Below are 21523 nucleotides of genomic sequence, written 5' to 3'. Positions count from 1 at the left end.
CCGGCAGCGATGCCGGACCGGACCTCATGCGGCGTAACGGCTGGCCGCGCCGTTGCGGCTTGCGCCTGGCCACAGGCGCAGGGCCAGCGCGGCGGCCGCGGCGCCCGCCGCCGTCACGGTGACGCCGGTCCAGCCCCAGCGGGCCAGCGCCAGGCTGCCCAGCGCGCCGCCGGCGGCCATGCCGACGAAGACGCCCGTCATCAGGATGGCGTTGAGCCGGCTGCGGGCGGCGGGATCGATGCCGTAGACGATGCTCTGGTGCGCGATCAGCGAGGTCTGGATGCCCAGGTCGAAGCCCACAGCGGCGCCGCCGATGAGCCACAGCGCGGCGTGCGGCGAAAGCAGCGGCAGGAAGATCATGGCGGCGAAGGACACCATGGTCAGTCCGGCGCCCAGGCTGGCGACGGCCAACGGGCCCCGGGTGTCGGCCACGCGGCCGGCCAGCGGCGCAGCCAGGGCCCCGGCGGCGCCGGCCAGGCCGAACGCGCCGGCCGCCCCTGCGCCCAGGTGGAAGGGCGCGCCGTGCAACATTACGGCCAGGGTGGACCAGAACGCGCTGAAGCTTAGCGACAACAGGCCTTGCGCCGTGGCGGCGCGGCGCAGGCCGGGGTGCTGGCGCCACAGCGTCAGCAGCGAACCCAGCAGCGCGCTGTAGGCCAGCCGCGTCGTCGGCTCGAACCGGGGCAGGCCGCGCCACAGCGCCGCGCCCAGCGCCACGATGCTTGCGGCGGCGGCCGCGAACATCATGCGCCAGCCGAATTGTTCCGCCACGAAGCCGCTGACCACCCGCGACAGCAGGATGCCCAGCAACAGCCCGGTCATGACCGTGCCGACGATCTTGCCGCGTTGTTCCGGGGGCGCCAGGTGGGCGGCGGCCGGCACGATGTCCTGCGCCAGGGTGGCCGACAGGCCGATGGCGAAGCTGGCGGCCAGCAGCAGGCCGATCGTCGGGGACGCGCCGGCCAGCAGCAGCGCCAGGCTCAGCACCGCAGCCTTGACCAGGATGATGCGCTTGCGGTCATAGCGGTCGCCCAGCGGCGCCAGCATCAGGATGCCGAAGGCGTAGCCCAGCTGCGTCAGCGTGGGGATCCAGCCCAGCGTTTCGGCGCTGGCGTGGACGTCCGCGCCCAGCACGCCCAGCATCGGCTGGCTGTAATAAAGGGAAGCGACGCCCAGGCCGGCGCCCACGGCAAGCAGAAAGACCAGGCCGCGCGACAGGGAAGTATGTGTGGTGGGGGATGACATGGTGGTATCCGATGGCTTTTGTACGGGGCTGATTCTGGGCTTCCCGCCCCGGCTTTGGTAGCCGACCTTCGGGTACATCCGTTATACGATGGGCGTATGACCGCCTCCGCCCTCGCCACCTCCGCAGCCGGCACCGACCGCATGCTGCTCATTGAAACGTTCGTTCGCATCGTCGAGGCTGGCAGCCTGTCGGCCGCCGCCGCGCAGATGGGCGGCACCCAGCCCACCGTCAGCCGTCGGCTGCAACTGCTGGAGCGCACGCTGGGCGTTCGCCTCTTGAAGCGCTCGACCCACGCCATCATGCTGACCGAAGACGGGCAGCGCTGCTACGAACGCGGCAAGGAACTGATCGCCTCGTGGCAATCGTTCGAGAGCGAGGTGCGCGGCGCGGACGACGATCCGGCCGGCATGCTGCGCGTCGTGGCGCCGCATATCTTTGGCCAGGACCAATTCGTCGAGCCGCTGGCGCTGTATCTGAAGCGGTATCCCAACATGCGGGTGGAATGGCTGCTGCATGACCGCATGCCCGACCTGATCGCAGAGAACGTCGATTGCGCCCTCCGGGTGGGCGCCGTGACGGACCCGTCGGTCATCGCCGTGAAGCTGGGCGTGGTGCCGCGTATCGTCGTCGCGTCGCCGTCGTTGTTGAATGGCGCGCCCGTGCCCCAGGAGCCGTCGGAGCTCGCCCGCCTGCCCTGGCTGGCGCTGCGCACGTTCTACCGGACCGAAGTGAGCCTGACGCATTGCGGCACCGGCGAAAAGCAGTGCTTCGACATCCAGCCCCGGCTATCCACCGACGGCCTGCATGCGCTGCGCAACGCCGCCGTGCTGGGCCTGGGCGTGGGGCTGGGATCGGCCTGGGCCATGCAGAACGATCTGGCCGCCGGCCGCCTGGTGCACCTGGCGCCGCAGTGGCAGGCGGATGCCCTGCCCGTCTATCTGGTGTATGCGCCATCGCGCTTCCAGCCGGCGCGGCTGCGGCGCTTCATCGAGATCATGCGCGAGCACGTGCCGCGGGAACTGGCCGCTGCCTGAACGGCTTCCCGACCTGCCCGGCGTCGTTGCCGCCCTCAGGGTCAGCCGGCGGAGCGCTCCGCGTCCCTGACGGATTCGTACACCAGCGTAGCCAGCGTCAGGTCTTCCAGCGCGCTGCCCACGGCCTTGAACACGGTGACTTCCTGGTCATCACGGCGGCCCGGCCGCTGTCCCGCGGCGAGCTGATGCAGATTGCCCTGGATGGCCTCGCGCGCCAGCACGCCGGCCTCGAACGCCGACAGCAGGTCGCCTGACTTGGTGGGCGCCTCGTCGGTGTCGACATAGACCCGGGTGCCGTCGAAGCAGGCGGCGTCGGTTTCGCGCATCTGGGGCGTGAAGCTGCCGATCAAATCCAGATGCGTGCCCGGCCGCAGCCACGCGCCCCGGACCAGCGGTTCGGTGGACAAGGTGGCGCAGCTTACGATGTCGGCCTGCCTGACGGCGGCTTCCAGGTCTTTTACCGCATCGGCATCGAAGCCCTGTTCACGCAGACTGGCCGCCAGCGCTTCGGCCCCCGCGGGCCGCACGTTCCACACCAGCACGCGGCGGATGGGACGCACGGTGCGCATCGCCTGCGCCACCAGGCCCGCGATGCGGCCCGATCCCACGATCAGCAGGGTGCCGGCGTCTGCGCGCGCCAGGTAATCCGCGCCCAGCGCGGCCGCGCCCGCGGTCCGGTAGGCCGTGACGATGTCGCCGTCCACCTGGGCGATCGGCACGCCCGTCGTGGCGCTGTATAGGTTGTACGTGGCGTGCAGGCCGGGCAATCCCTGGTGCGTGTTTTCCGGGAAGATGTTGATGATCTTGACGCCGAAATAGCCCCGGTCGCTCCACGCCGGCATGATCAGCGAGGTCCCGTGCGCATTGCCGGACTGGATGGCGTGGACGTGGCGGGCCGGCACCGTGGCGCCCTCTCGGAAAGCATCCCGCAGCGCGGGGATGACGGTGTCGAAGGACAGGGCGTTGCGGGTCTGTTCGGTGTCGATTAAGCGCATTGGATCGTTGCCTCGTGGATCGGTCAATCAAAGGGCCACGGGCAGTCTAGCAGCGCGAGAAAGGCTGCTTCCAAAAAAAATTGCCCGCGATCAAGCGGGCAATCCATCGATCCGGCTTATTCGACGTCCGGGCGGGGCAGCGGGTCGCCCGCGCCGGTGCGCTCGACGATCAGCTTGTAGTGTTGCGGGCTGCGGTGCTTGGCGAAATTGAAGACATGGTCGCGGAAGGTCTGGCCCATGGCCAGGTCGATGCGCGCCGTGATCACTTCGTCTTCCTCGCCGCTGGTGCGGGCCACGATCTCGCCCGACGGCGCAACAATCATCGAGCTGCCGATCATGTGGTGGCCGTCTTCGTGGCCGCACTTGGCGGCCGCGCCGATCCACACCGCGTTCTGATAGGCGCTGGCCTGCAGCACGATCTCGTGCGTCGTGGTGCGCAGGTGCGCGGGCTCGTTCCAGTGGATGTTCAGCGACGGCGTGTTGTAGCCCAGCACGATCAGCTCGGCGCTTTGCAGCGACATGACGCGGTAGGTCTCGGGCCAGCGGCGGTCATTGCACAGGCACATGCCGATCTTGACGTCGTTGGTTTCCCAGACGCCGAAGCCCAGATCGCCCACTTCGAAGAACTTCTTCTCCAGATGCTGGAACGGCGCGTCGACCTTGCGGCCGGAGTGGCCCGGCAGATGGATCTTGCGGTACTTGCCGATTATCTTCGCGCTGCGGTCCACCAGAATGGCCGTGTTGAACTGGCGGCCTTCCGGCGTCAGCTCGGCATAGCCCAGGTAAAAGCCGACGCCCAGCTCGCGCGCCGTGTCGAAAAGCGGCTGCACGTCGGCATTGGGCATGGACTTTTCGAAGTAGCGTTCCACCGCTTCGGCGTCGTCCATCCAGTAGCGGGGAAAGAAGGTCGTCAGCGCCAGTTCGGGGAACACGACGAATTCCGCCTTGCGGGCGGCGGCCTCGCGCATCATTTCGACCATGCGGCGCACGACCACCGCGCGGGTGTCGGCAAGATTGACGGCGCCCATCTGGGCGACGGCCAGGCCCATTTTGCGGGACGTGGATGGTTGGTTCACGCTAGGAATCTCCAGAAATGCTTGTCGCTGCGGCTCGGGCGCGGGGCGCCATGCGTCATGGCGTGCTCGCTCGCGGAAATATCGCCCGGCAAGCCGCGGCGTGCCGCGCGCCGTTGGGCAAAGCCAGAAGCATGCACGCGCGCGCGGCAATCCGATACGGCGCCGTCGCCCGTCCGCAAGGCGGAATAACGGGCCCGTTATCCGCGCTAAGCCGCTGATCTGAATGGCAATTCGCCGGCCATCCGTCGTCGCCCGCATAACGCGGGATCATGGGCGTTGCGCAAAGTTTTATATCGGGTTTCCCCCTATCTGCCGCTGTCGCACTTAAGCGCGAGCCCTATCGCGCCGTTGCTATGGCACGGGCCGGCCTTGCTTCACGAAAAATGTCGCGACCGTGCACGTTTTTCTTTAAGGATTCGCAAGTTCCGGTTACATTGCCTTACGCGAAATCTCCCATTGCAACGCGCCGCCCGTGTGTCGCTGGTCACCCATGTCACGTTTCAGAATTGCGGCTTTTGTGTTGATGATGTCGGCGCTGGGTTTCCTGGCGGGGGTGGTGGCTGGACGTCACATCGAGCTCGGCCAGGTCGACGACAAGCTGCATGGGCACAACGCCCGGCTATTGGCGCACGCCCTGCGCGTCACGCAGGAAGGTCAGCGGCTCATGGCTGCGGCGACGCACGGCGCCGGCCTGTGCTCGGACTCGGACGTGGCGACGCTGCGCGTGCTGCTTTTCAATTCTCTGTTCATCCGGGACATCGGCCGCACGCTGGGCGGCACGCTGCAGTGTTCCGCAGCCTGGGGGGAACTGCCCGAACCGGTGCCGTTGCCGCCGCCTGCCTTCACGTTGGCAAGCGGCCTGCAGCTATGGGTGGGCGCCGCCAATATCGTCGACCGCCGCATCATCGGCGACATGTCTGCGTATCGCGACGTCGTGGTCTTCACCGCGCCGGGGGCGTTTGACGGCTTTCCGGAGCCCGGTTCCGGCATCGACGCCAAGATCGTGACGCGGGACGGCCAGCATGTGTACCGCCGCTTCGGCCGCACCCATGACCTGGACCTCGGCCGCGATGCGAGCATCGGCTGGGGACTCGCGCCCGAACGGCAGGCGTGGGCATGCGCGCCCGACGAGCAGACTGACCTCTGCGTCGTGTCGCGAGCCCGTTCCGACGCCTGGTTCCAGCTGCCCGCGATGGTGCTGTCGGTCGCGGGTGCGCTGGCTCTCGCGTTCCTGGCGGGTTTGTGTGTCCTGTGGCGCCTGCACGCGGGCAGCGCCAAGACCGAACTGCGCAGGGCCATCCTGGGCGGAGAGATAAAGGTCCATTACCAGCCGCTGCGTCAGCTGGCGACGCGTCGTCTGACAGGCTACGAGGCCCTGGCGCGCTGGCGCGCCCGCGGACGCGATGTGTCGCCCAGCCTGTTCGTGCCGCTGGCCGAGGCGATGGGGCTGGGCCGCGCCCTGTCGCGCCAGGTGACTTCGCAGGCGTTGCGCGACCTGCATGAACGCCTGCGCGAGAATCCCGCGCTGTACGTCAGCATCAACGTGTCGGCGGCGGACTTGAAGGACGCGGGCTATCGCAATTTCCTGATGGACGTCGTCAGCGAACGCGGCCTGTCGCCCGCCAATGTCGCGTTGGAGATCACCGAGGGAACGCCCTTGTCGGACGGCCACGTGCTGGCCATGGTCAAGACGATGCGCGGCAAGGGCTTCAAGGTATTCATCGACGATTTCGGCACCGGCCATTCAAACCTGAACTACCTGGCCGAAATGCAGGCCGACGCCATCAAACTGGACCGCAGCTTTACGCGAGCCATCGGCGCCGAAGACGCGGGCACGCTGATCGTCGATCACGTCATCGATATCTCGCGTGAACTGGGCATCAACCTGATCATCGAAGGCATCGAAACCGAAGAGCAGGCCAGCTACCTGCTTTCGCGCCAGCCTTCGGCGGTCGGCCAGGGCTGGCTGCTGGGACGGCCGGTGCCCCTGGAGAATATCGCGTCCGATTGACCGCCCCTGAGCGGCGCTGGATGTGGATTTTATTTTCCATACATCCGACATAATCCCTTGGATTGGGCGCGATTATCTTCAAGGCGGCCGTTATTAATCCCGGCACATTTTGCAGATAGAATGGCTGCGTTATTTAACGGGTTAACTTGCTGTAGCCGCCATGGGACGTAACCAGACGCTGATCGATAATCTTCTCCGTATCCTGCCTTATGTCGAGGACGAAGAAGCCGACGCGATGGTGATGGGCATGGGCATGGCGGAAATACGCGAAAGGCTGGCGGTGCTGCAAGACCCGGTGCCGGACGATAAACAGATCCGCCGCACCCTGCTCAAGCTGGACTGCGTGGGCAGCCACGGCGCCACGCGCGGCAAGCTCTGGTATCGCACCATTCAGCGCACCGATTTCCGCATCCAGAACATGAACGCCAACATGGCGATGGCCATGTGCGCGCTGAAACAAGTGGCCGACCGCCACCTGCCGGCCGTCGTGCTGGACGATCTGGCGGCTACCTTCGACGGCGCATGGCGGTATCTGGAAACCCACCAGGCGCAGCCGGCGGTCGGCCCCGCGCACAATTGGGCGCGCAAGATCCTGCGCGTCGACGGCACCCACCCCACGGTGTTGCCCACGGTGGCGTCCGAGGTCTACCGGCAGGTCAGCGGCGCCCTGTACTACAACCGCAAACTGTCGTTCCGCAACACGCCATTCGGCGAAAAAACGCCTGGCGAGCGCGTGTACGTGATGACGCCGCTGGCGATGGTGGACCGGGCCGGCGTGCTGTACATGGTGGCCTGGGGCGCGCGCCTGCCGGGCAGGCGGTTTCTCTTCCGCATGGACAGGCTGTCCGAGGTCCGCCTGCTGGAAGAGGCAGCCGACCTGGATCCCACGTTCGACCTGCAGGATTACGTGCGGCGCGAGGAAGCCCTGAATTTCGATCCCGGCGAGGAAACCCGTATCCGGCTGTTCGCCGCCGAACCCCTGATGGAAGATGGCCGGCCGCGCCGGCATCCCCTGCGCGAATTCTGGCTGTCCGAGGACCAGGCCATCGAGGAGGAAGCACAAGGCTTCACCCTGACCGCCACGGTTCGACCGTCCGTGATGCTGTGGCAGTTGTTGCACGGGCACGCGTCCACCATCGAAGTGCTGGAGCCCGAGGACATCCGGAACCGCTTCGCGCAAGAGGCCCGGGAGTTGGCCCGACGCTATCTGTAGGTGTCGGCGTTCGGCGTCAGCCGGCCGGCCAGGCGCGGGCGAACAGCAACGGCAGGACTTTTTCGGCGGCGCCCTTGACGTTGTGGGTGGCCACGCGGTCCAGCAGGGTCGGGTTCGGGTTGACCTGCACCAGCCGCGCGCCGCTGGCCATGGCCTCGTAGCAGAGTTCGGCCGCCGCAGGCGTCAGGCACGACGTGCCCACCGCCAGCATCACGTCCGCGCAGGCCGCCAGGCCCTTGGCGATGCGCCAGACCTCGGGCTGCGGAGGCTCGCCGTGCCATACGCGTCCGGGACGCACCAGGCCGCCGCAGATGCGGCAGGCGGGCGGCTCAGGATACGGCGCATGCCACGACGGTTTGGCGGGCGGCTCGGCCAGCGTATGCGGCATGCCGCAGGCCGCACATCGCGGCTGGTCGAATCGGCCGAGCAAATGCAGGATGCGCGGGCTGCCCGCGCGCTCATGCAGCGTGTCGCCGTTCTGGGTCACCACGAACGTGCCCGGCACGCGGTCGGACAGCGTCGCGATGGCGCGGTGCGCCGCATTGGGAGCCGCCAGCAGCATCCGGCGCCGCCGCTCTTCGTGCCAGGCCCACACCAGCCCGGGATCCCGCCGGAAGCCCTCTTCGGTAGCCAGCGCGTCGGCGTCGTAGCGCGCCCACAGCCCGCGCATGCCGTCCCGGCAGAGCGGCAGGCGGCTGGCGGGATTCAGGCCGGATCCCGTCAGCACGACGATATTCCGGGCGCCGAGCAACAGCTGCGGCAGCGAATCGGGCAGGTCGAGTTTGCGCGGCTTCATGCCGACCGCCCGTGATGACGGTGCGCCACGTCCCGCCGCACCGACGTCGCATCGGCGCGGGGATGCAGGACGCTGCTGGAAAGGCCGGAAAAACCGGCGCGATCAGGGCAGAGGATAATGTTCCGGAACAAACCTGGCATGTCGCTTCCATCCATGAAACAACCGCCATTTTGAAAGCGCATTTGGACAAAAACGGGTTGAATTAATCATGACATTATTCGGCCCAGCGCGGGGATATTCGGCCAGATAATGTCCAAATGCCCATTTGCTATTCTTCGCCTCCGTTCCATCCGGCCCCGTCCGCACCATGCAAAAATCCGGCGACCGCCCTCTGTTTTCCGCTTCCGACGTGGTCGGTTTCCTTGAATGCGAACACCTGACCACCCTTGACCTGCTGAACCTGGAGACGCCGCTGGGCGCCGCGCCCCAGGATGAGCAGTTGGAGCTGATCCAGCAGAAAGGGCTGGAGCATGAACGCGCCTACCTGGAACGCCTGCGCGACGGAAGCGGCCATCCGGGGGGCGGCCCCAATATCATCGACGTGAGCGATGTGGGTAGCGCCCTGGCCGCGCGCGTTGCGCGCACGCGCGAGGCGATGGCCAGCGGCGCGGACGTGATCTACCAGGCGGCGTTCACCCATGATGGCTATGTCGGCCATGCCGATTTCCTGCTGAAGACGGACCGTCCATCCCGTCTGGGCGACTACAGCTACGAAGCCACCGACACCAAGCTGGCGCGCTCGCCGCGCGTCAAGTTCGTGATCCAGCTTTCGTTTTATTCGTGGCTGCTGAGCCTGGAACAGGGCGCCGCGCCGCTGCACATGCACGTGGTGCTGGGCAGCGGGCGGGAACTGGCGTTGCGCGTCGCCGACTATGCGCACTATTTCCGCCAGGTCATGCGCCGCTTCGAGGCGCACGTCGCCATGCGTGGCCGCGCGGTCACCTATCCCGATCCCTGCGAGAAGTGCGCGCAGTGCCACTGGAACCTCCTTTGCAAGTCGCGGCGCGCGGACGACGATCATCTGTCGCTGGTCGCCAACATCACGCGGCAGCAGATCCGCAAGCTGAACGACCAGGGCATCCGCACGCTGGCGCAACTGGGAACGCTGGCGTCGGATGCGGCCGTGGCGCGGCTGGAACCCGCGGTTCTTCACCGGCTTCGGTCGCAGGCGGCGCTGCAGCTGCGCGCGCGGACCGAGGGCGGCAGGCACTGGGACCTCGTCTCAAAAGACCCCGGCGATCCCTCGCTGCGCGGTTTCGAACGCATGCCGCAGCCAAATCCTGGCGATATGTACTTCGACATGGAGGGCGACCCGCTGGAGGAGGGCGGCCTGGAATATCTCTTCGGCCTGTACGTGGTCGACGACGGCGCGGAGCGCTTCATCCCCTTTTGGGCGCACAACCGCGGCGAAGAGAAACAGGCCTTCGAGGCCTTCATCGACTACGTGGTGGCGCGGCTGCAGCGCCACCCCGACGCCCACATCTATCACTACGCGCCCTACGAAGCCACGGCGCTCAAAAAAATGATGTCGGTGCACGCCACGCGCGAGGCGGAGGTGGACAATCTGCTGCGCCTTGCCAAGCTGGTGGACCTGTACCAGGTGGTGCGCGAAGGGGTGCGTGTGTCCGAGCCGGGCTATTCGATCAAGAACATCGAACACTTCTACCTGGACCAGCGCGCCGGCGACGTCACCAATGCCGGCGCCAGCATCGTCTACTACGAGCGCTGGAAGCGCACGGGCGAGGCGCGGCTGCTGCAGGATATCGAGGACTACAACCGCGACGACGTGGTGTCCACGTACAAGCTGCATGAATGGCTGTGCGGGTTGCGCCCCGCCGGCCTGCCCTGGTCGAACAGGCTCGAGGACCAGCAGCAGATCGACGCGGCGCGTTTCCAGGTTGGCGAAAAGACCCAGGCGGAGCTGCGCCTTGAGCCGTACCGCGCCGCGCTGCTCGCCGCCTTGCCGGCCGACGAACTGCTCTGGTCGGATCGCGACCGATACCGCGCGCTGGTCTACCAGTTGCTGGATTTCCACCGGCGCGAGCAGAAGCCCGAATGGTGGGCCATGTTCGCCCGCATGGAGGCAACCGATGCCGAGCTGGTCGACGACAACGAGTGCCTGGGCGCGCTGGTGCGCGACGAATCCGTATCCCCGGAGCCGGTGGCGCAATCCCTGCGCTACACCTACCGCTTCCCGGCGCAGCAGACCAAGCTGCGCACGGGGTCTTCCTGTACCAACGTGCGTGGCGGACCGGGGATCAGCCGGCTGACCGTGGATCCCGCGGCATGTGTCGCCACGTTCACCATGACGCGCAAGGAGACGCCGCCCGCCCGCCTGTCGCTCGGGCCCGGCCGCCCCGTGAAGATCGACGAGCTGGCCAATGCCTTGTTCCGCTACGGCGACGCCTTGCTGGAATCGGCGGATGGCGGTGGTACGCGCTTTCGTGCGGTGGATGCGCTGCTGAAGCACGAGGCGCCGCGCATTGCGCAAGCGGCGCCGGGCGGCGCGCTGGTCGATTCCGGTGGGAACCTGCTGGACCAGGTCGTGGATATCGTCGGCCGCATGGACGAGACCACGCTGTTCCTGCAGGGGCCTCCGGGCGCGGGCAAGACCTACACGGGATCGCGCGTGCTGGTGCATCTGCTGCGTCAGGGCAAGCGCATTGCGGTCACGTCCAACAGCCATCACGCCATCAACAACCTGCTGGACGGCCTGGAGAACGCGGCGCGGCAGGCGGGCTTCTCGTTCGCCGGCGCCAAGAAGTCGGGCCAGGCCGGGGACGACTCCTGTTTCAGCGGCGAGTTCATCGAAGACGTTTTTGCCAACGACAAGATCGACCTGGCGCGTCACCAATTGGTGGCGGGAACGGCGTGGCTGTTCAGCCGGGCCGATTTCGAGCAGAAATTCGATTACCTGTTCGTGGACGAGGCCGGCCAGGTCAGCCTGGCGAACCTGGTGGCCATGGGCCAGTGCGCGCGCAACATCGTGCTGCTGGGCGACCAGATGCAACTGGGCCAACCCACCAAGGGCACGCATCCGGGCAGGTCGGGCGAATCCACGCTGGAATACCTGCTGGACGGGCACGCCACCATCGCGGCGGATCGCGGCATCTTCCTGGATACGTCCTATCGGATGCACCCGGCCATCTGCGGTTTCATTTCCGATGCCATCTACGATGGCCGGCTGCTGGCCGCCGCGTCGACGCACGGCCAGGGACTGGTGCTGGACGACGCAGCGTCCGCGTTGCTGAGCCCCAGCGGCATCCGCTACGTGCCCGTGGAACACGAAGGCAATGCCCAATCCAGCGACGAAGAGGCGCGCGTGGTCGCCGACCTGTACGCCAGCCTGATGGGCCAGCGCTACCGCGACAAGGATGGCCGCTTCGTACCCATCACCGCCGAGGATGTGCTGATCGTGGCGCCCTACAACGTGCAGGTCAACACGCTGAAGCAGGCGCTGCCCGAGGGCGCGCGCGTGGGCACCGTCGACAAGTTCCAGGGGCAGGAGGCGCAGGTGGTGATCATTTCCATGGCCACCTCCAGCGGCGACACCATGCCGCGCGACATGGAGTTCCTGTTCAGCAGAAACCGGCTGAACGTGGCGGTGTCGCGCGCGAAATCGCTGGCGATCCTGGTCGCCAGCCCGGCGTTGCTGTCGGTGCGATGCCAGACGCCCGAGCAGATGGCGCTGGTGAATACGCTGTGCTGGGTCGCCGAGGCGGGTCAGAAGGAGTAGCGCGGCAAGCGCGCCATGGCAGTCTGGCGGGCGTGTGCCGGATTGAGCGGCAGGCAAAGATAGGCGGGCAGGCCCGCGCGTGGACTTCTGCGCGCCGGGCCTGCCCGCGGATGTGTCGGACAGCAGTCCTCAGCCCCGGCGGGGCGCTTCGACGGGCGGTGTGCCGTTGTGGAAGATGGACTTGAGCTGCGCGCGCAGTTCGGGCGAGTCGCTGTGCTTGTGCACCGTGGTGGCGTGCTGGACGGCGGCTTCAAGCAATTCCTCGTCCGAGTCCGCGGACAAGGCCACCGAGCAGTTCATTTCGCTCGGAAACTCGCGGCAATCGATGTATTTGCGTGTCATGTGGCTCTCCCAGCGCATGGCCTCAAAGGCGTTGCGTGATTGAACATCCGACGCGCGCTCGCGGATTGCACCGGGCGCGATGGCGCGTCGCATCGCGTCCGGTGATTTTCAAAGTATAGGTCTGGCGGACGCGCTGCAAACGGCTATTTGCAAGTGCTGCGGCGCCCGGGGTCCGGCCATACCGGAGGTTCTGTCCTAGCCGCGCCTGGCCTCGCTACGCGCCCAACTTGCCCGCCCGGCCAGCACCTAGTTCCCGCCGGGATCGCCGTGCGAAACCGGCCGACCCAGCAGGTACCCCTGGAAGTGCGAGCACCCCTCGGCCGTCAGGCGTTCCAGCTGCTCGGGCGTTTCCACGCCTTCCGCCGTGGTTGGAATATCCAGGCTGCGGCCGATGCCGTTGATGGCGCGGATGATGGCCAGCGCCTCGCGGCTGGATCCGACGTCCTGCGTGAACGACTTGTCGATCTTGATCTTGTCGAATTCAAAGGTGCGCAGGTAGCCCAGCGACGAATAGCCCGTTCCGAAGTCGTCCAGCGCCACTTTGACGCCCAACTCCTTCAAACGGTGCAGCGTCTCGAGATTGCCCGCCGAGTTCACCAGCAGCACGGACTCGGTGATTTCCAATTCCAGCCGGCTGGCGGGCAGGCCGGACTTGGCCAGCGCGGATTCCACCAGCGACACCAGCGCGCCGTTGGTGAACTGGCTGGCCGACAGGTTGACCGCCACGGTCTCGTGCCCGTCCCATCGCATGGCTTCGGCGCAGGCCTCGTGCAGCGTGAAGGCGCCCAGTTCGTGGATCAGGCCGGTTTCCTCGGCGATGGGAATGAAGTCCTGCGGCAGGATCAGGCCCTTCTTCGGATGCTGCCAGCGCATCAGCGCCTCGCGGCCCACGATGCGGACGTGGCTGACGTCCAGGATGGGTTGGTAATACAGCTGGAGCTGGTGCGAGATGATGGCCTGTCGCAGGTCCATCTCGACCTCGTGGCGCCGCAGCGCGGCCGCCTCCATTTCGGGCTCGAAGAACGCCAGGCAATTGCGGCCGTTGCGCTTGGCCTCGTAAAGCGCCATGTCGGCGTAGCGCAGCAGGTGGTCGGCGGAAAGCGTCTGCCCTTCGGACAACGCGATGCCGATGCTCATGCTGACGGGCACCGTGTGGCCGGCGATCTCGAAGGGTTGCCGTACCGCCTCGAGCAGGCGTTCCGCCAGTTCGCGCACGTCGTCCTGCTCGGCGATGTTGGGCAGCACGACGGCGAACTCGTCTCCGCCCAGCCGCGCCAACGTATCCTGTTCACGCAGGTGCTTGGGCAGGCGTTTGGCCAAAAGGCGCAGCAGCTCGTCCCCTTGCTGGTGGCCCAGGGTGTCGTTGACGCTCTTGAAATTGTCCAGGTCCAGGCACAGCACGGCCGTGGACCGGTCCCGACTGGCCCCCAGCGCGCTCAACAGCCGGTCGCGGAACAGCCTGCGGTTGGGCACGCCGGTCAGCGTGTCGTGGTGCGCCATGTAGCGCACCTGCGCATGGGCGGCGTTTTCGTCCGTGACGTCGTCCGCGATGAACAGCACATAACGCGAGCGCGGGTCGTTGCTGTGGAAGGCCAGCGTCTTGGTATGCAGGGTGCGCGGGCCGCGCGCCGTGGCAAGCTCCTCTTCCTCTTCGCGCATGCCGCCGTCCGACCGCAGGGCATCGTTCGTCAGGCGGTCGAAGAACTCGCAGACCAGCGTTGGCAGGCACTCCTGCGCCGTCTTGCCCTGCAACCCGCCCGGCGTGCCGCCGAAGGTCTCCTCGGCCTGGCGATTCGCCAGCAGGAACTTGCGCGACACGGCGTCCAGCACCAGCACGCACGAAGGAATGTTCGATACCACGGCCTGCAGGAAGGTCGACATGGACGTGAGCTCGTCGTTGTAATGGTCGACGAGCTGCTTGGCCTTCAGGAGCTGCTGTTCGCGTTCGCGCCGTTCGGTGTTGTCGCGCGTGACCTTGGCAAAGCCGATCAGTTCGCCCGATGCATCGCGGATCGCGTCGATGACCACGTGGGCCCAGAACAGCGTGCCGTCCTTGCGCACGCGCCAGCCTTCGGCCTCGAACTTGCCAATCTGCCGGGCGGTGGACAGGCCGCGCTCCGGCACGCCGTTGGCCCGATCTTCCTCGGTGTAGAAGCACGAGAAGTGCTTGCCGACGATCTCGTCGGCCGTATAGCCCTTGGCGCGCTCCGCCCCGGGGTTCCAGTTGGCGACGACGCCATCCGGATTCAACATGTAGATGGCGTAGTCGACGACGCCCTGCACCAGGTGCCGGTACATGACGTCGGAATTGGCGATGATCATAGGGTGCGGCGGGCCCGCGCGCCGGCCGCGTTTCGGCAACGCCAGTGCGGAATCCGCCCTAAAAAAACCAGGGGATATACGGATTTACGTCGCAAAGACGGCGATATTTACCGTACTGTCATGAAAAAACACGAATCTATCGAACCTTTTCGCGCGAAGTCATTTAGTTGCACGCGCGGGGCGGCCAGGCGTCCAGTCAGAACTTGATGCGCTGCTTCAGCGCCTGCGCGATCATCGCGATATCGATGTCCTTGCCCGGATTCTTCTGGCAGAAGTCGTACAGCACTGCGATGTAGGCGTTGCCCAGCATCTTGGTGATGGCGCCGGCGGTGGTGGCGGCGATGGTGCCGCCCACGGCGCTGCCGGCGCCCGGAATGAACTTCAGCAGACCTGACACGACCGAGCGGCCGATCAGCGTGGCGGCGGAAGCGCCCAGCGTGGATGTGACCAGCGTGGTGATGGCGGTGGTGTCCAGTTCCATGCCGAAGGTGATGCCGATCTTGGCGATCATGCCCACCTGGATCGGCACCAGTGCAAACGCGTCGGAGAACGGAATGGGCGCGGCGGCGGCCGACGCGGCCAGGCCCGCGGCCACGTTCACCTCTATCTCAGCCCGCTTTTTTTTTACTTCCAGGGCTTTCTTGTTGCGGGTGGACAAGGCGTTCGCGTAAGCGCGCTGCTGCGCCTCGGGAATGTGTTCGGCCGTCACTTCGATCAGCCGGTCCAGGCCCATCGGCGGCAGCTCGGCGTCCAGTTCTTCGATCCATTCCGGGAGCGCCCGCACGGCAACCGCCTGCCGGGCTTTCGGCAGCAGTTTGCGGGCTTCTTCCAGGAAGGGGCTGTTCTTGCGCGCCTTCGTCAGCACGGCGACGACCGGAATGCCGGCCTTGTCCAGCATGTCGCAAAGCTCGATTTCCGCATCCTCGACGCGGTGACTGCTGTCCTGGATGCAAAGCCACGCCACGTGCAGATGCCGGTCCTGGTCCTCGGACTTGGAGCGTTCCTCGATCAGGTCGGCCAGTTGCGCGCGCGAGCGGTCGTAGTCGCTGACTTCCAGGCCGCGCGTATCGATGATGGTGAGCGGATGTCCGGGCTTGGTGAATTCCTGCGTCGTCTGGGTGACCGGTTTGCCCGAGCCGGTACGGGCAAGTTCGCCCCGGAACACGGCATTGATGAGGGTGCTTTTACCGACGCCCGTCTTGCCGGCGACCAGGATGTTCACCCGGCCTGCGCCGCGGGTCGCGGTGCTGATGGCGTCCGCGATGGCGTCCTGGAGGTCGGGGTGGTCGGGGCGGATTGCGCTCATTTGGGGTCGGAGTGAAGGCCAGAAAGGGATGCCGGAACGATATCAGACGAAGAGTTCTTTGGCGCAAAACGTAATCGGCGGGTGCGCGTACGGAGGTTCCGCCGCGCGCGTCGCGAAAGATATCCATCGGGTGCCGATAGGACGGCAGTCCCTGCGGGACGGTCGCCGTTTTCCGTATCGCGAAAGGGGCGTCATCCACGGGCTTTGGGGCGACAGTATTTGGGGGCGGATAAACGCCTTTTCAAAGGGTTACATCTCACATAATCCGCTCGCGCCTTTGCCCTGACGCGCTTCGTAGAATCAGCCCGTTGTAAGGCCACGCCGCGGTACTCGCGCAACAGATCATGCCTCATTTTGCGCTCGTTCCCCGCTTGCTGCGTTCGCGCCCGTTGACCAAGGGCCTGCGCTACCTGTACCGCTATACGCGGCCCAGGGCGGATCGCCACAATGAAACCCTGTGGCCCTTCGTCAAGGTGAACCGTGACGACGCCGGCCGCCTGTCCGGGTGCGAGATGCTTGGCGTGCGCGGTCCGGCGACCGTTCCCCTGTCTGCGTTGCCGCGCGACATCGGGCCGGAGGCGCATTTGATCCTGAGCGGCCCGTCGGTCGGACAAGTCGATTACGCGCAGTGCGCGATGAGCACGGTCATGGGCGTCAACGGCTCCATTGCGCTGCGCGCCCGGCATCCCACGCTGCGCTTTCGCTATTACGCGATGCTCGACGCCGGCTTCGTCAGGAAGCGCCCGGACCTGGTGGCGGACGTGCTGGCGCAGGACCTGGTGCTGTTCGTCACGGCCGAGGTCTACCGCTGGATCGCGCTGCTGTTCGACAACCGGACCGTCCGTTGCCGCATTTCGCTGTTCGAGGAAGTCCATCAGCGCGCCCAGCAGCCGCAGTCGCGGCCTGACGAACTCGAAGCGCGACTCAAGGCGGATCCCGAGCTTGTCCTGTTCGACGCCCATCACCCCATGCACGCGCACGGATTCAGCCTGAATCCCGCTCGCGGCCTGTTCGGCGGCGGCACGGTCGCCTATACGGCCTTGCAGCTCCTGGCCTGGCTGGGCGCGAAAAGAATCTTTCTGCATGGATTGGACCTGACCGCCACGACGGGGCCGCGCTTCTACGAACGCGCGGACGCCCAATTGCCCACCGCGCTGGACCGCCAGTTCGCCGGGCATATCGAACCCGCGTTCCGGCAGGCCAGCAAGCTGCTGCGCGCGCGAGGGATCGAGGTCTACAACCTGTCGCTGCTCAGCCGTCTGGGCGACGACGTATTTGAAAAACGCCATTGGAGCTGTTTGCTGAAGCCCTCCCGCCCATTGCAGATGAGTGCCAGACCATGAAGATTCTCTACACTAATTTCCACAAGGGCGATGGCGGCGGCCACACGACCTACGTCATGTCGCTGGCGCGCATCCTGTGCCAGAAGTCCCAGGTCACGATCGGAGCCCCACGCACGAGCCGCCTGCTTGCCGAAGCCGAGGCGCTGCCGGGGCTGCGCACCGTCGCCCTGGAATTCAAGGGACGCCTGATGCAGCAGTTCAGCGCCCTGCGCCGCCTGCGGGCCTTGCTGCGCAAGGAACAGTTCGACGTCGTCCACGTCAATGGGTCGGCCGACCATAGGCTGTGCATGCTGGCGACGATGGGCATGGGCGGCAAGCGCCCCTTCATCGTTTACACGCAGCACAACGATCGGACCGCAAGCAGCCTGGGCGCGCGCGTGCGCGCCAAGTGGGGCACCAACCGCGTCATCTGCGTGTGCAGGCACACCTTCCGCTGCATGCGACAGTCCGTCTTTCGCAATGAAGACCTGCGGGTCGTGCACAACGGCGTGGATACGGACAAGTACCGGCCCGCCTGCCGCGACAAGACCGCAGAGGCGCGCACCCGTTTCCTGCCGCCGGCCCTGCGGGACCGGCTGGTGATCGGCAGCAATGCCGGCACCGCGGACTACAAGAACTGGATCGATATGGTGGCTGCGGTGTCGCTGCTTCCCGCCGCACAGCGCGAGCAGATCGTGATCCTGATCGCGGGCAAGCTGCCGGGCGAGGAAAAGCTGGCCGAGGTCGCCGCGTTGGGCATGCTGGACCAGGTGGTGTTCACCGGACTGCTGGATGACGTGGAGTTGTTCCTGGCGGCGCTGGACGTAGGCTTCGTGCTGTCGACCCGGGTGGAGACGATTTCATTCGCCTGCCGCGAAATGATGGCCGCGGGCAAGCCGGTCATCGTGACGAGCGTGGGCGGCCTGCCCGAGAACGTCACCGAAGGCCGCAATGGCTGGGTCGTACCGCCCGAGGCACCGCAAGCGGTGGCCCGGACGGTGTCGGACATCCTGAAGAACCGCGGCGTGCTGCGGGCCATGGGGCTGGACGCGCGCAGCACGGCGCTGAAGGAGTTCTCGCTGGAGACCTTCGTCGGAAATACCGAACGCGTCTACCGCGAGAACGCCTGAATCAGTAGTGGATCACCGTCCGGATCGACTTGCCTTCATGCATCAGGTCGAAGGCTTCGTTGATGCGGTCCAGCGGCAGCGTATGCGTGACGAACGGGTCGAGATCGATCTTGCCGCTCATCGCGTCTTCCACCATGCCGGGCAACTGGGTGCGGCCCTTGACGCCGCCGAAGGCTGAACCACGCCACACGCGGCCCGTCACCAGCTGGAACGGGCGGGTGCTGATTTCCTGGCCCGCGCCGGCCACGCCGATGATGATGCTTTCGCCCCAACCCTTGTGGCAGCATTCCAGGGCAGCGCGCATCACGTGCACGTTGCCGATGCACTCGAACGAGAAGTCCACGCCGCCGTCCGTGAGGTCGACGATGACTTCCTGGATGGGCTTGTCGTAGTCCTTGGGGTTGATGCAGTCGGTCGCGCCCATCGCGCTGGCCAGCACGAATTTGTTGGGATTGGTGTCGACGGCGATGATGCGGCCGGCCTTGGCCTGCACCGCGCCCTGGATCACCGCCAGGCCGATGCCGCCCAGGCCGAACACCGCAACCGTATCGCCTTCCTTGACCTTGGCGGTGTTGTGCACGGCGCCCAGGCCGGTGGTGACGCCGCAGCCCAACAAGCAGACCTTTTCATGCGGCGCCGCCGGATTGATCTTGGCCAGCGAGATTTCGTTGACGACCGTGTATTCGCTGAACGTCGAGCAGCCCATGTAGTGGTACAGCGGCTTGCCCTCGTAGCTGAAGCGCGAGGTGCCGTCCGGCATGACGCCCTTGCCCTGCGTGGCGCGCACCTTCTGGCACAGGTTGGTCTTGCCCGACAGGCAGAACTTGCACTCGCGGCATTCGGCCGTGTACAGCGGAATGACGTGGTCGCCCGGCTTGAGCGAGGTCACGCCTTCGCCGACTTCGACCACCACGCCTGCGCCCTCGTGGCCCAGCACGGCGGGGAACAGGCCCTCGGGATCGTCGCCGCTCAACGTGAAGGCGTCGGTGTGGCACACGCCGGTGTGCGTGATCTGCACCAGCACTTCGCCGCGCTGCGGGGGCGCGACGTCGATCTCAACGATTTCCAGCGGTTTGCCGGGGCCGAATGCGACTGCTGCGCGTGATTTCATAGCGTTGCTCCACGTAGATGGGTTATTTCAGATAGGAACGGACGATGCGCATGAGGTCATCGATCTGCGATTCGGTCTCGGGCCTGGGGGCCTGCGGATTTTCCTGGGTGGACTGAAGAAAGGTCTCCCGGAGATGGCTTTCCAGCACTTCGGCCATCAGGCCGTTGGTGGCGCCGCGCAATGCGGCCAGCTGCTGCAGCAGCGCGCCGCATTCCGTGCCTTCGTTCACCGCGCGCTCCAATGCTAACGCCTGCCCCTGGATGCGGCGCAGGCGCGTGACAACGCGTTTCTTTTCTTCGGGGGAGTGCGGCACGGCAGGCTCCGATTCAATACAGGGGGGGAGTATACGGATTCTGTGTCCGCGCGTCCAGGGCGGCGCGCCGTCGTGCGCTTGCGCCATGCGCCGCGGCCTATAATTTCGCCCTCTTTCGCCGCACCTGACAGGACTCATCCGTGGCCATGAATCATTCCGACGTGCGGCTGTACCGGGCCGCGGACTATCCGCGCATGCCCTGGCGCAATGGCGGCGGCACGACCCAGGAAGTCGCCTGCAACCCTGGGGGCAATTCCGCCTCGTTCGAATGGCGGCTTTCCCTGGCGGACGTTGCGCAGGATGGTGGCTTTTCGGCCTTTGACGGGTATCAGCGGATCATCACCGTGCTGGAAGGCAAGGGCATCGAGCTGACCGTGGACGGCCAGCGCCAGGCTCCCCTGGAACCGCGCGCGGCGTATGCGTTTTCTGGCGATGCGCAGGTGACCTGCCGCCTGCTGGATGGGCCGATCCGCGATTTCAACCTGATCTATGCGCCCGCCCGGCTGCATGCGCGCCTGCAGTGGGTGCGGGGGGCGGGCCCGTGGGTCTTTCACAGCAGCGCGCGCAGCGTGCTGATCCTGAATGCCGGCGGCGCCTTGTCGCTGGCGGTGGACGGCGCCGACCACCCGCTACCGTCGCGCTACGATTGCCTGCACGTCGAACGGCCAGACGGCCTGGCCCGGTACTGCCTCGGCGCGGCAGGCGACATTGACGCCTGCGTCATCGAATTGTCGCCGCGCACGCCCTGACGCGCGCGGCGGGTTGTCATCGAATAGGGGGTTGCATGCGGATTTGCATGATGGAAGGCCCGGTGGACCTGCTGCCGCAAGGCGCAACCTGGGATGGCATCGCTGAACGCATCCAGGAATTGGCGCCCGACCTGCTGGTCACCAATGAAATGCCTTTCGGGCATTGGCTGGCGGCGTCCTCTACTTATGATCCGGCGCGCGCGGCCGAGTCCGTCCAGGCGCACGAAGCGGGCCTGGCGGCCCTGGGGGCATTGAACCTGCCAGCCGTCGTGTCGTCCCGGCCGGTGTTCGCCGGCGACCGGCTGGCCAACGAGGCCTTCGCGCTGCAGGACGGGCGTTATACGGCGTTGCATCACAAACAGTACTTCCCCGAGGAACCGGGCTTTTACGAGGCCACCTGGTTCCGCAGCGCGATGGACGGCTTTGACGTCGTCGACGTGGGCGGCATCCGCGTGGGCGTCCTGCTGTGCACCGAGCTGATGTTCAACGAGCGGGCGCGGCGCTACGGGCGGGAAGGCGCCGAACTGATCGTGGCGCCGCGGGCCAGCGGCCCGTCGCGGCGCCGCTGGCTGACGGCGGGCGCCATGGCCGCGATCGTGTCCGGTTGCTATGTGGTGAGTTCCAACCGGGCGGGGCGGACGGCGCAGGGACAGGTGTTCGGCGGCGTGGCGTTTGCGTTCCAGCCCGACGGCGAGGCGCTGGCGCAAAGCAGCGATACGGAGTCCATCGTCGCGGTCGACGTGGACCCCGCGCGATCTCGGGCGCAGCAGGCGCTGTATCCCTGCTACGTGCGGGAATAGGCGCCCGCGCTGCGGGCGGGC

At 66.4% G+C, this 21523-nt stretch carries 18 protein-coding genes; 9 read left to right on the top strand and 9 right to left on the bottom strand.

Annotated elements, in window-relative coordinates; genetic code table 11:
* Nucleotides 1-24: 24 nt before the first annotated feature.
* On the bottom strand, nucleotides 25-1245 hold the full coding sequence (locus tag RT614_RS19875; protein ID WP_313623842.1) for an MFS transporter: 1221 nt from the start codon (nucleotides 1243-1245) through the stop codon (nucleotides 25-27).
* A 96-nt stretch (nucleotides 1246-1341) separates the two neighbouring features.
* On the opposite strand from RT614_RS19875, the gene RT614_RS19870 reads away from it, so the two are divergent.
* On the top strand, nucleotides 1342-2280 hold the full coding sequence (locus RT614_RS19870; protein WP_313623841.1) for a LysR family transcriptional regulator: 939 nt from the start codon (nucleotides 1342-1344) through the stop codon (nucleotides 2278-2280).
* A gap of 41 nt (nucleotides 2281-2321) precedes the next feature.
* Here the strand turns inward: RT614_RS19870 and RT614_RS19865 are convergent, their stop codons facing one another.
* Together RT614_RS19865 and RT614_RS19860 are read right to left on the bottom strand one after the other, a co-directional pair.
* Nucleotides 2322-3275 (bottom strand): ornithine cyclodeaminase family protein, encoded by a 954-nt coding sequence (locus RT614_RS19865; RefSeq protein ID WP_313623840.1) that lies wholly within the window; start codon nucleotides 3273-3275, stop codon nucleotides 2322-2324.
* Between the two features lie 116 nt (nucleotides 3276-3391).
* A complete protein-coding gene (locus tag RT614_RS19860; protein WP_313624059.1) occupies nucleotides 3392-4324 on the bottom strand; it encodes an N-carbamoyl-D-amino-acid hydrolase in 933 nt (310 codons plus the stop codon).
* A gap of 517 nt (nucleotides 4325-4841) precedes the next feature.
* Between RT614_RS19860 and RT614_RS19855 the strand changes: the two genes are divergently transcribed.
* Together RT614_RS19855 and RT614_RS19850 are read left to right on the top strand one after the other, a co-directional pair.
* Nucleotides 4842-6362 carry an EAL domain-containing protein gene (locus RT614_RS19855; protein ID WP_313623839.1) on the top strand — a complete coding sequence of 507 codons (1521 nt, stop codon included), beginning with the start codon at nucleotides 4842-4844 and terminating at the stop codon, nucleotides 6360-6362.
* Between the two features lie 160 nt (nucleotides 6363-6522).
* On the top strand, nucleotides 6523-7575 hold the full coding sequence (locus RT614_RS19850; protein ID WP_313623838.1) for a WYL domain-containing protein: 1053 nt from the start codon (nucleotides 6523-6525) through the stop codon (nucleotides 7573-7575).
* A gap of 16 nt (nucleotides 7576-7591) precedes the next feature.
* On the opposite strand, the gene RT614_RS19845 is transcribed toward RT614_RS19850, so the two are convergent.
* A complete protein-coding gene (locus RT614_RS19845; RefSeq protein ID WP_313623837.1) occupies nucleotides 7592-8371 on the bottom strand; it encodes a Sir2 family NAD-dependent protein deacetylase in 780 nt (259 codons plus the stop codon).
* Nucleotides 8372-8382: 11 nt separating this feature from the next.
* Here RT614_RS19845 and RT614_RS19840 point away from each other — a divergent pair, with 11 nt between their 5' ends.
* Nucleotides 8383-8577 carry a hypothetical protein gene (locus RT614_RS19840; protein ID WP_313623836.1) on the top strand — a complete coding sequence of 65 codons (195 nt, stop codon included), beginning with the start codon at nucleotides 8383-8385 and terminating at the stop codon, nucleotides 8575-8577.
* A 101-nt stretch (nucleotides 8578-8678) separates the two neighbouring features.
* The gene (locus RT614_RS19835) at nucleotides 8679-12107 is read left to right on the top strand and encodes a TM0106 family RecB-like putative nuclease (RefSeq protein ID WP_313623835.1); all 3429 of its coding nucleotides are present in this window, start codon (nucleotides 8679-8681) and stop codon (nucleotides 12105-12107) included.
* Between the two features lie 129 nt (nucleotides 12108-12236).
* On the opposite strand, the gene RT614_RS19830 is transcribed toward RT614_RS19835, so the two are convergent.
* From RT614_RS19830 to RT614_RS19820, 3 genes are all read right to left on the bottom strand, one after another.
* Nucleotides 12237-12449 carry a DUF1059 domain-containing protein gene (locus RT614_RS19830; protein WP_313623834.1) on the bottom strand — a complete coding sequence of 71 codons (213 nt, stop codon included), beginning with the start codon at nucleotides 12447-12449 and terminating at the stop codon, nucleotides 12237-12239.
* 246 nt (nucleotides 12450-12695) lie between these two features.
* Nucleotides 12696-14771, bottom strand: a complete 2076-nt coding sequence (locus RT614_RS19825; RefSeq protein WP_313623833.1) for an EAL domain-containing protein — start codon at nucleotides 14769-14771, stop codon at nucleotides 12696-12698.
* A gap of 196 nt (nucleotides 14772-14967) precedes the next feature.
* Entirely contained in the window at nucleotides 14968-16077 is a 1110-nt protein-coding gene (locus tag RT614_RS19820; protein WP_313623832.1) for a YcjF family protein, read from the bottom strand.
* 344 nt (nucleotides 16078-16421) lie between these two features.
* On the opposite strand from RT614_RS19820, the gene RT614_RS19815 reads away from it, so the two are divergent.
* Nucleotides 16422-17420 carry a hypothetical protein gene (locus tag RT614_RS19815; protein WP_313623831.1) on the top strand — a complete coding sequence of 333 codons (999 nt, stop codon included), beginning with the start codon at nucleotides 16422-16424 and terminating at the stop codon, nucleotides 17418-17420.
* Nucleotides 17417-18529, top strand: coding sequence for a glycosyltransferase family 4 protein (locus RT614_RS19810; RefSeq protein WP_313623830.1), 1113 nt, complete (start codon nucleotides 17417-17419; stop codon nucleotides 18527-18529). The genes RT614_RS19815 and RT614_RS19810 overlap by 4 nt, the downstream gene beginning before the upstream one ends.
* A 1-nt stretch (nucleotide 18530) precedes the next feature.
* On the opposite strand, the gene RT614_RS19805 is transcribed toward RT614_RS19810, so the two are convergent.
* Together RT614_RS19805 and RT614_RS19800 are read right to left on the bottom strand one after the other, a co-directional pair.
* Nucleotides 18531-19640, bottom strand: coding sequence for an S-(hydroxymethyl)glutathione dehydrogenase/class III alcohol dehydrogenase (locus RT614_RS19805; RefSeq protein ID WP_313623829.1), 1110 nt, complete (start codon nucleotides 19638-19640; stop codon nucleotides 18531-18533).
* 22 nt (nucleotides 19641-19662) lie between these two features.
* Nucleotides 19663-19953 (bottom strand): metal/formaldehyde-sensitive transcriptional repressor, encoded by a 291-nt coding sequence (locus tag RT614_RS19800; protein ID WP_313623828.1) that lies wholly within the window; start codon nucleotides 19951-19953, stop codon nucleotides 19663-19665.
* A gap of 146 nt (nucleotides 19954-20099) precedes the next feature.
* On the opposite strand from RT614_RS19800, the gene RT614_RS19795 reads away from it, so the two are divergent.
* Nucleotides 20100-20702: a HutD family protein gene (locus tag RT614_RS19795; RefSeq protein ID WP_313623827.1), complete on the top strand. Its 603-nt coding sequence runs from the start codon at nucleotides 20100-20102 to the stop codon at nucleotides 20700-20702.
* A gap of 47 nt (nucleotides 20703-20749) precedes the next feature.
* On the top strand, nucleotides 20750-21502 hold the full coding sequence (locus RT614_RS19790; protein ID WP_313623826.1) for a carbon-nitrogen hydrolase family protein: 753 nt from the start codon (nucleotides 20750-20752) through the stop codon (nucleotides 21500-21502).
* The last annotated feature ends 21 nt before the right edge of the window (nucleotides 21503-21523 follow it).

This window comes from Achromobacter sp. (assembly GCF_032102605.1).
In the GTDB taxonomy this organism is placed as follows: Bacteria; Pseudomonadota; Gammaproteobacteria; order Burkholderiales; family Burkholderiaceae_B; genus Achromobacter.
Note: the sequence above shows the minus strand (reverse complement) of the source record. Positions and strands in the feature narration are given on the sequence as shown.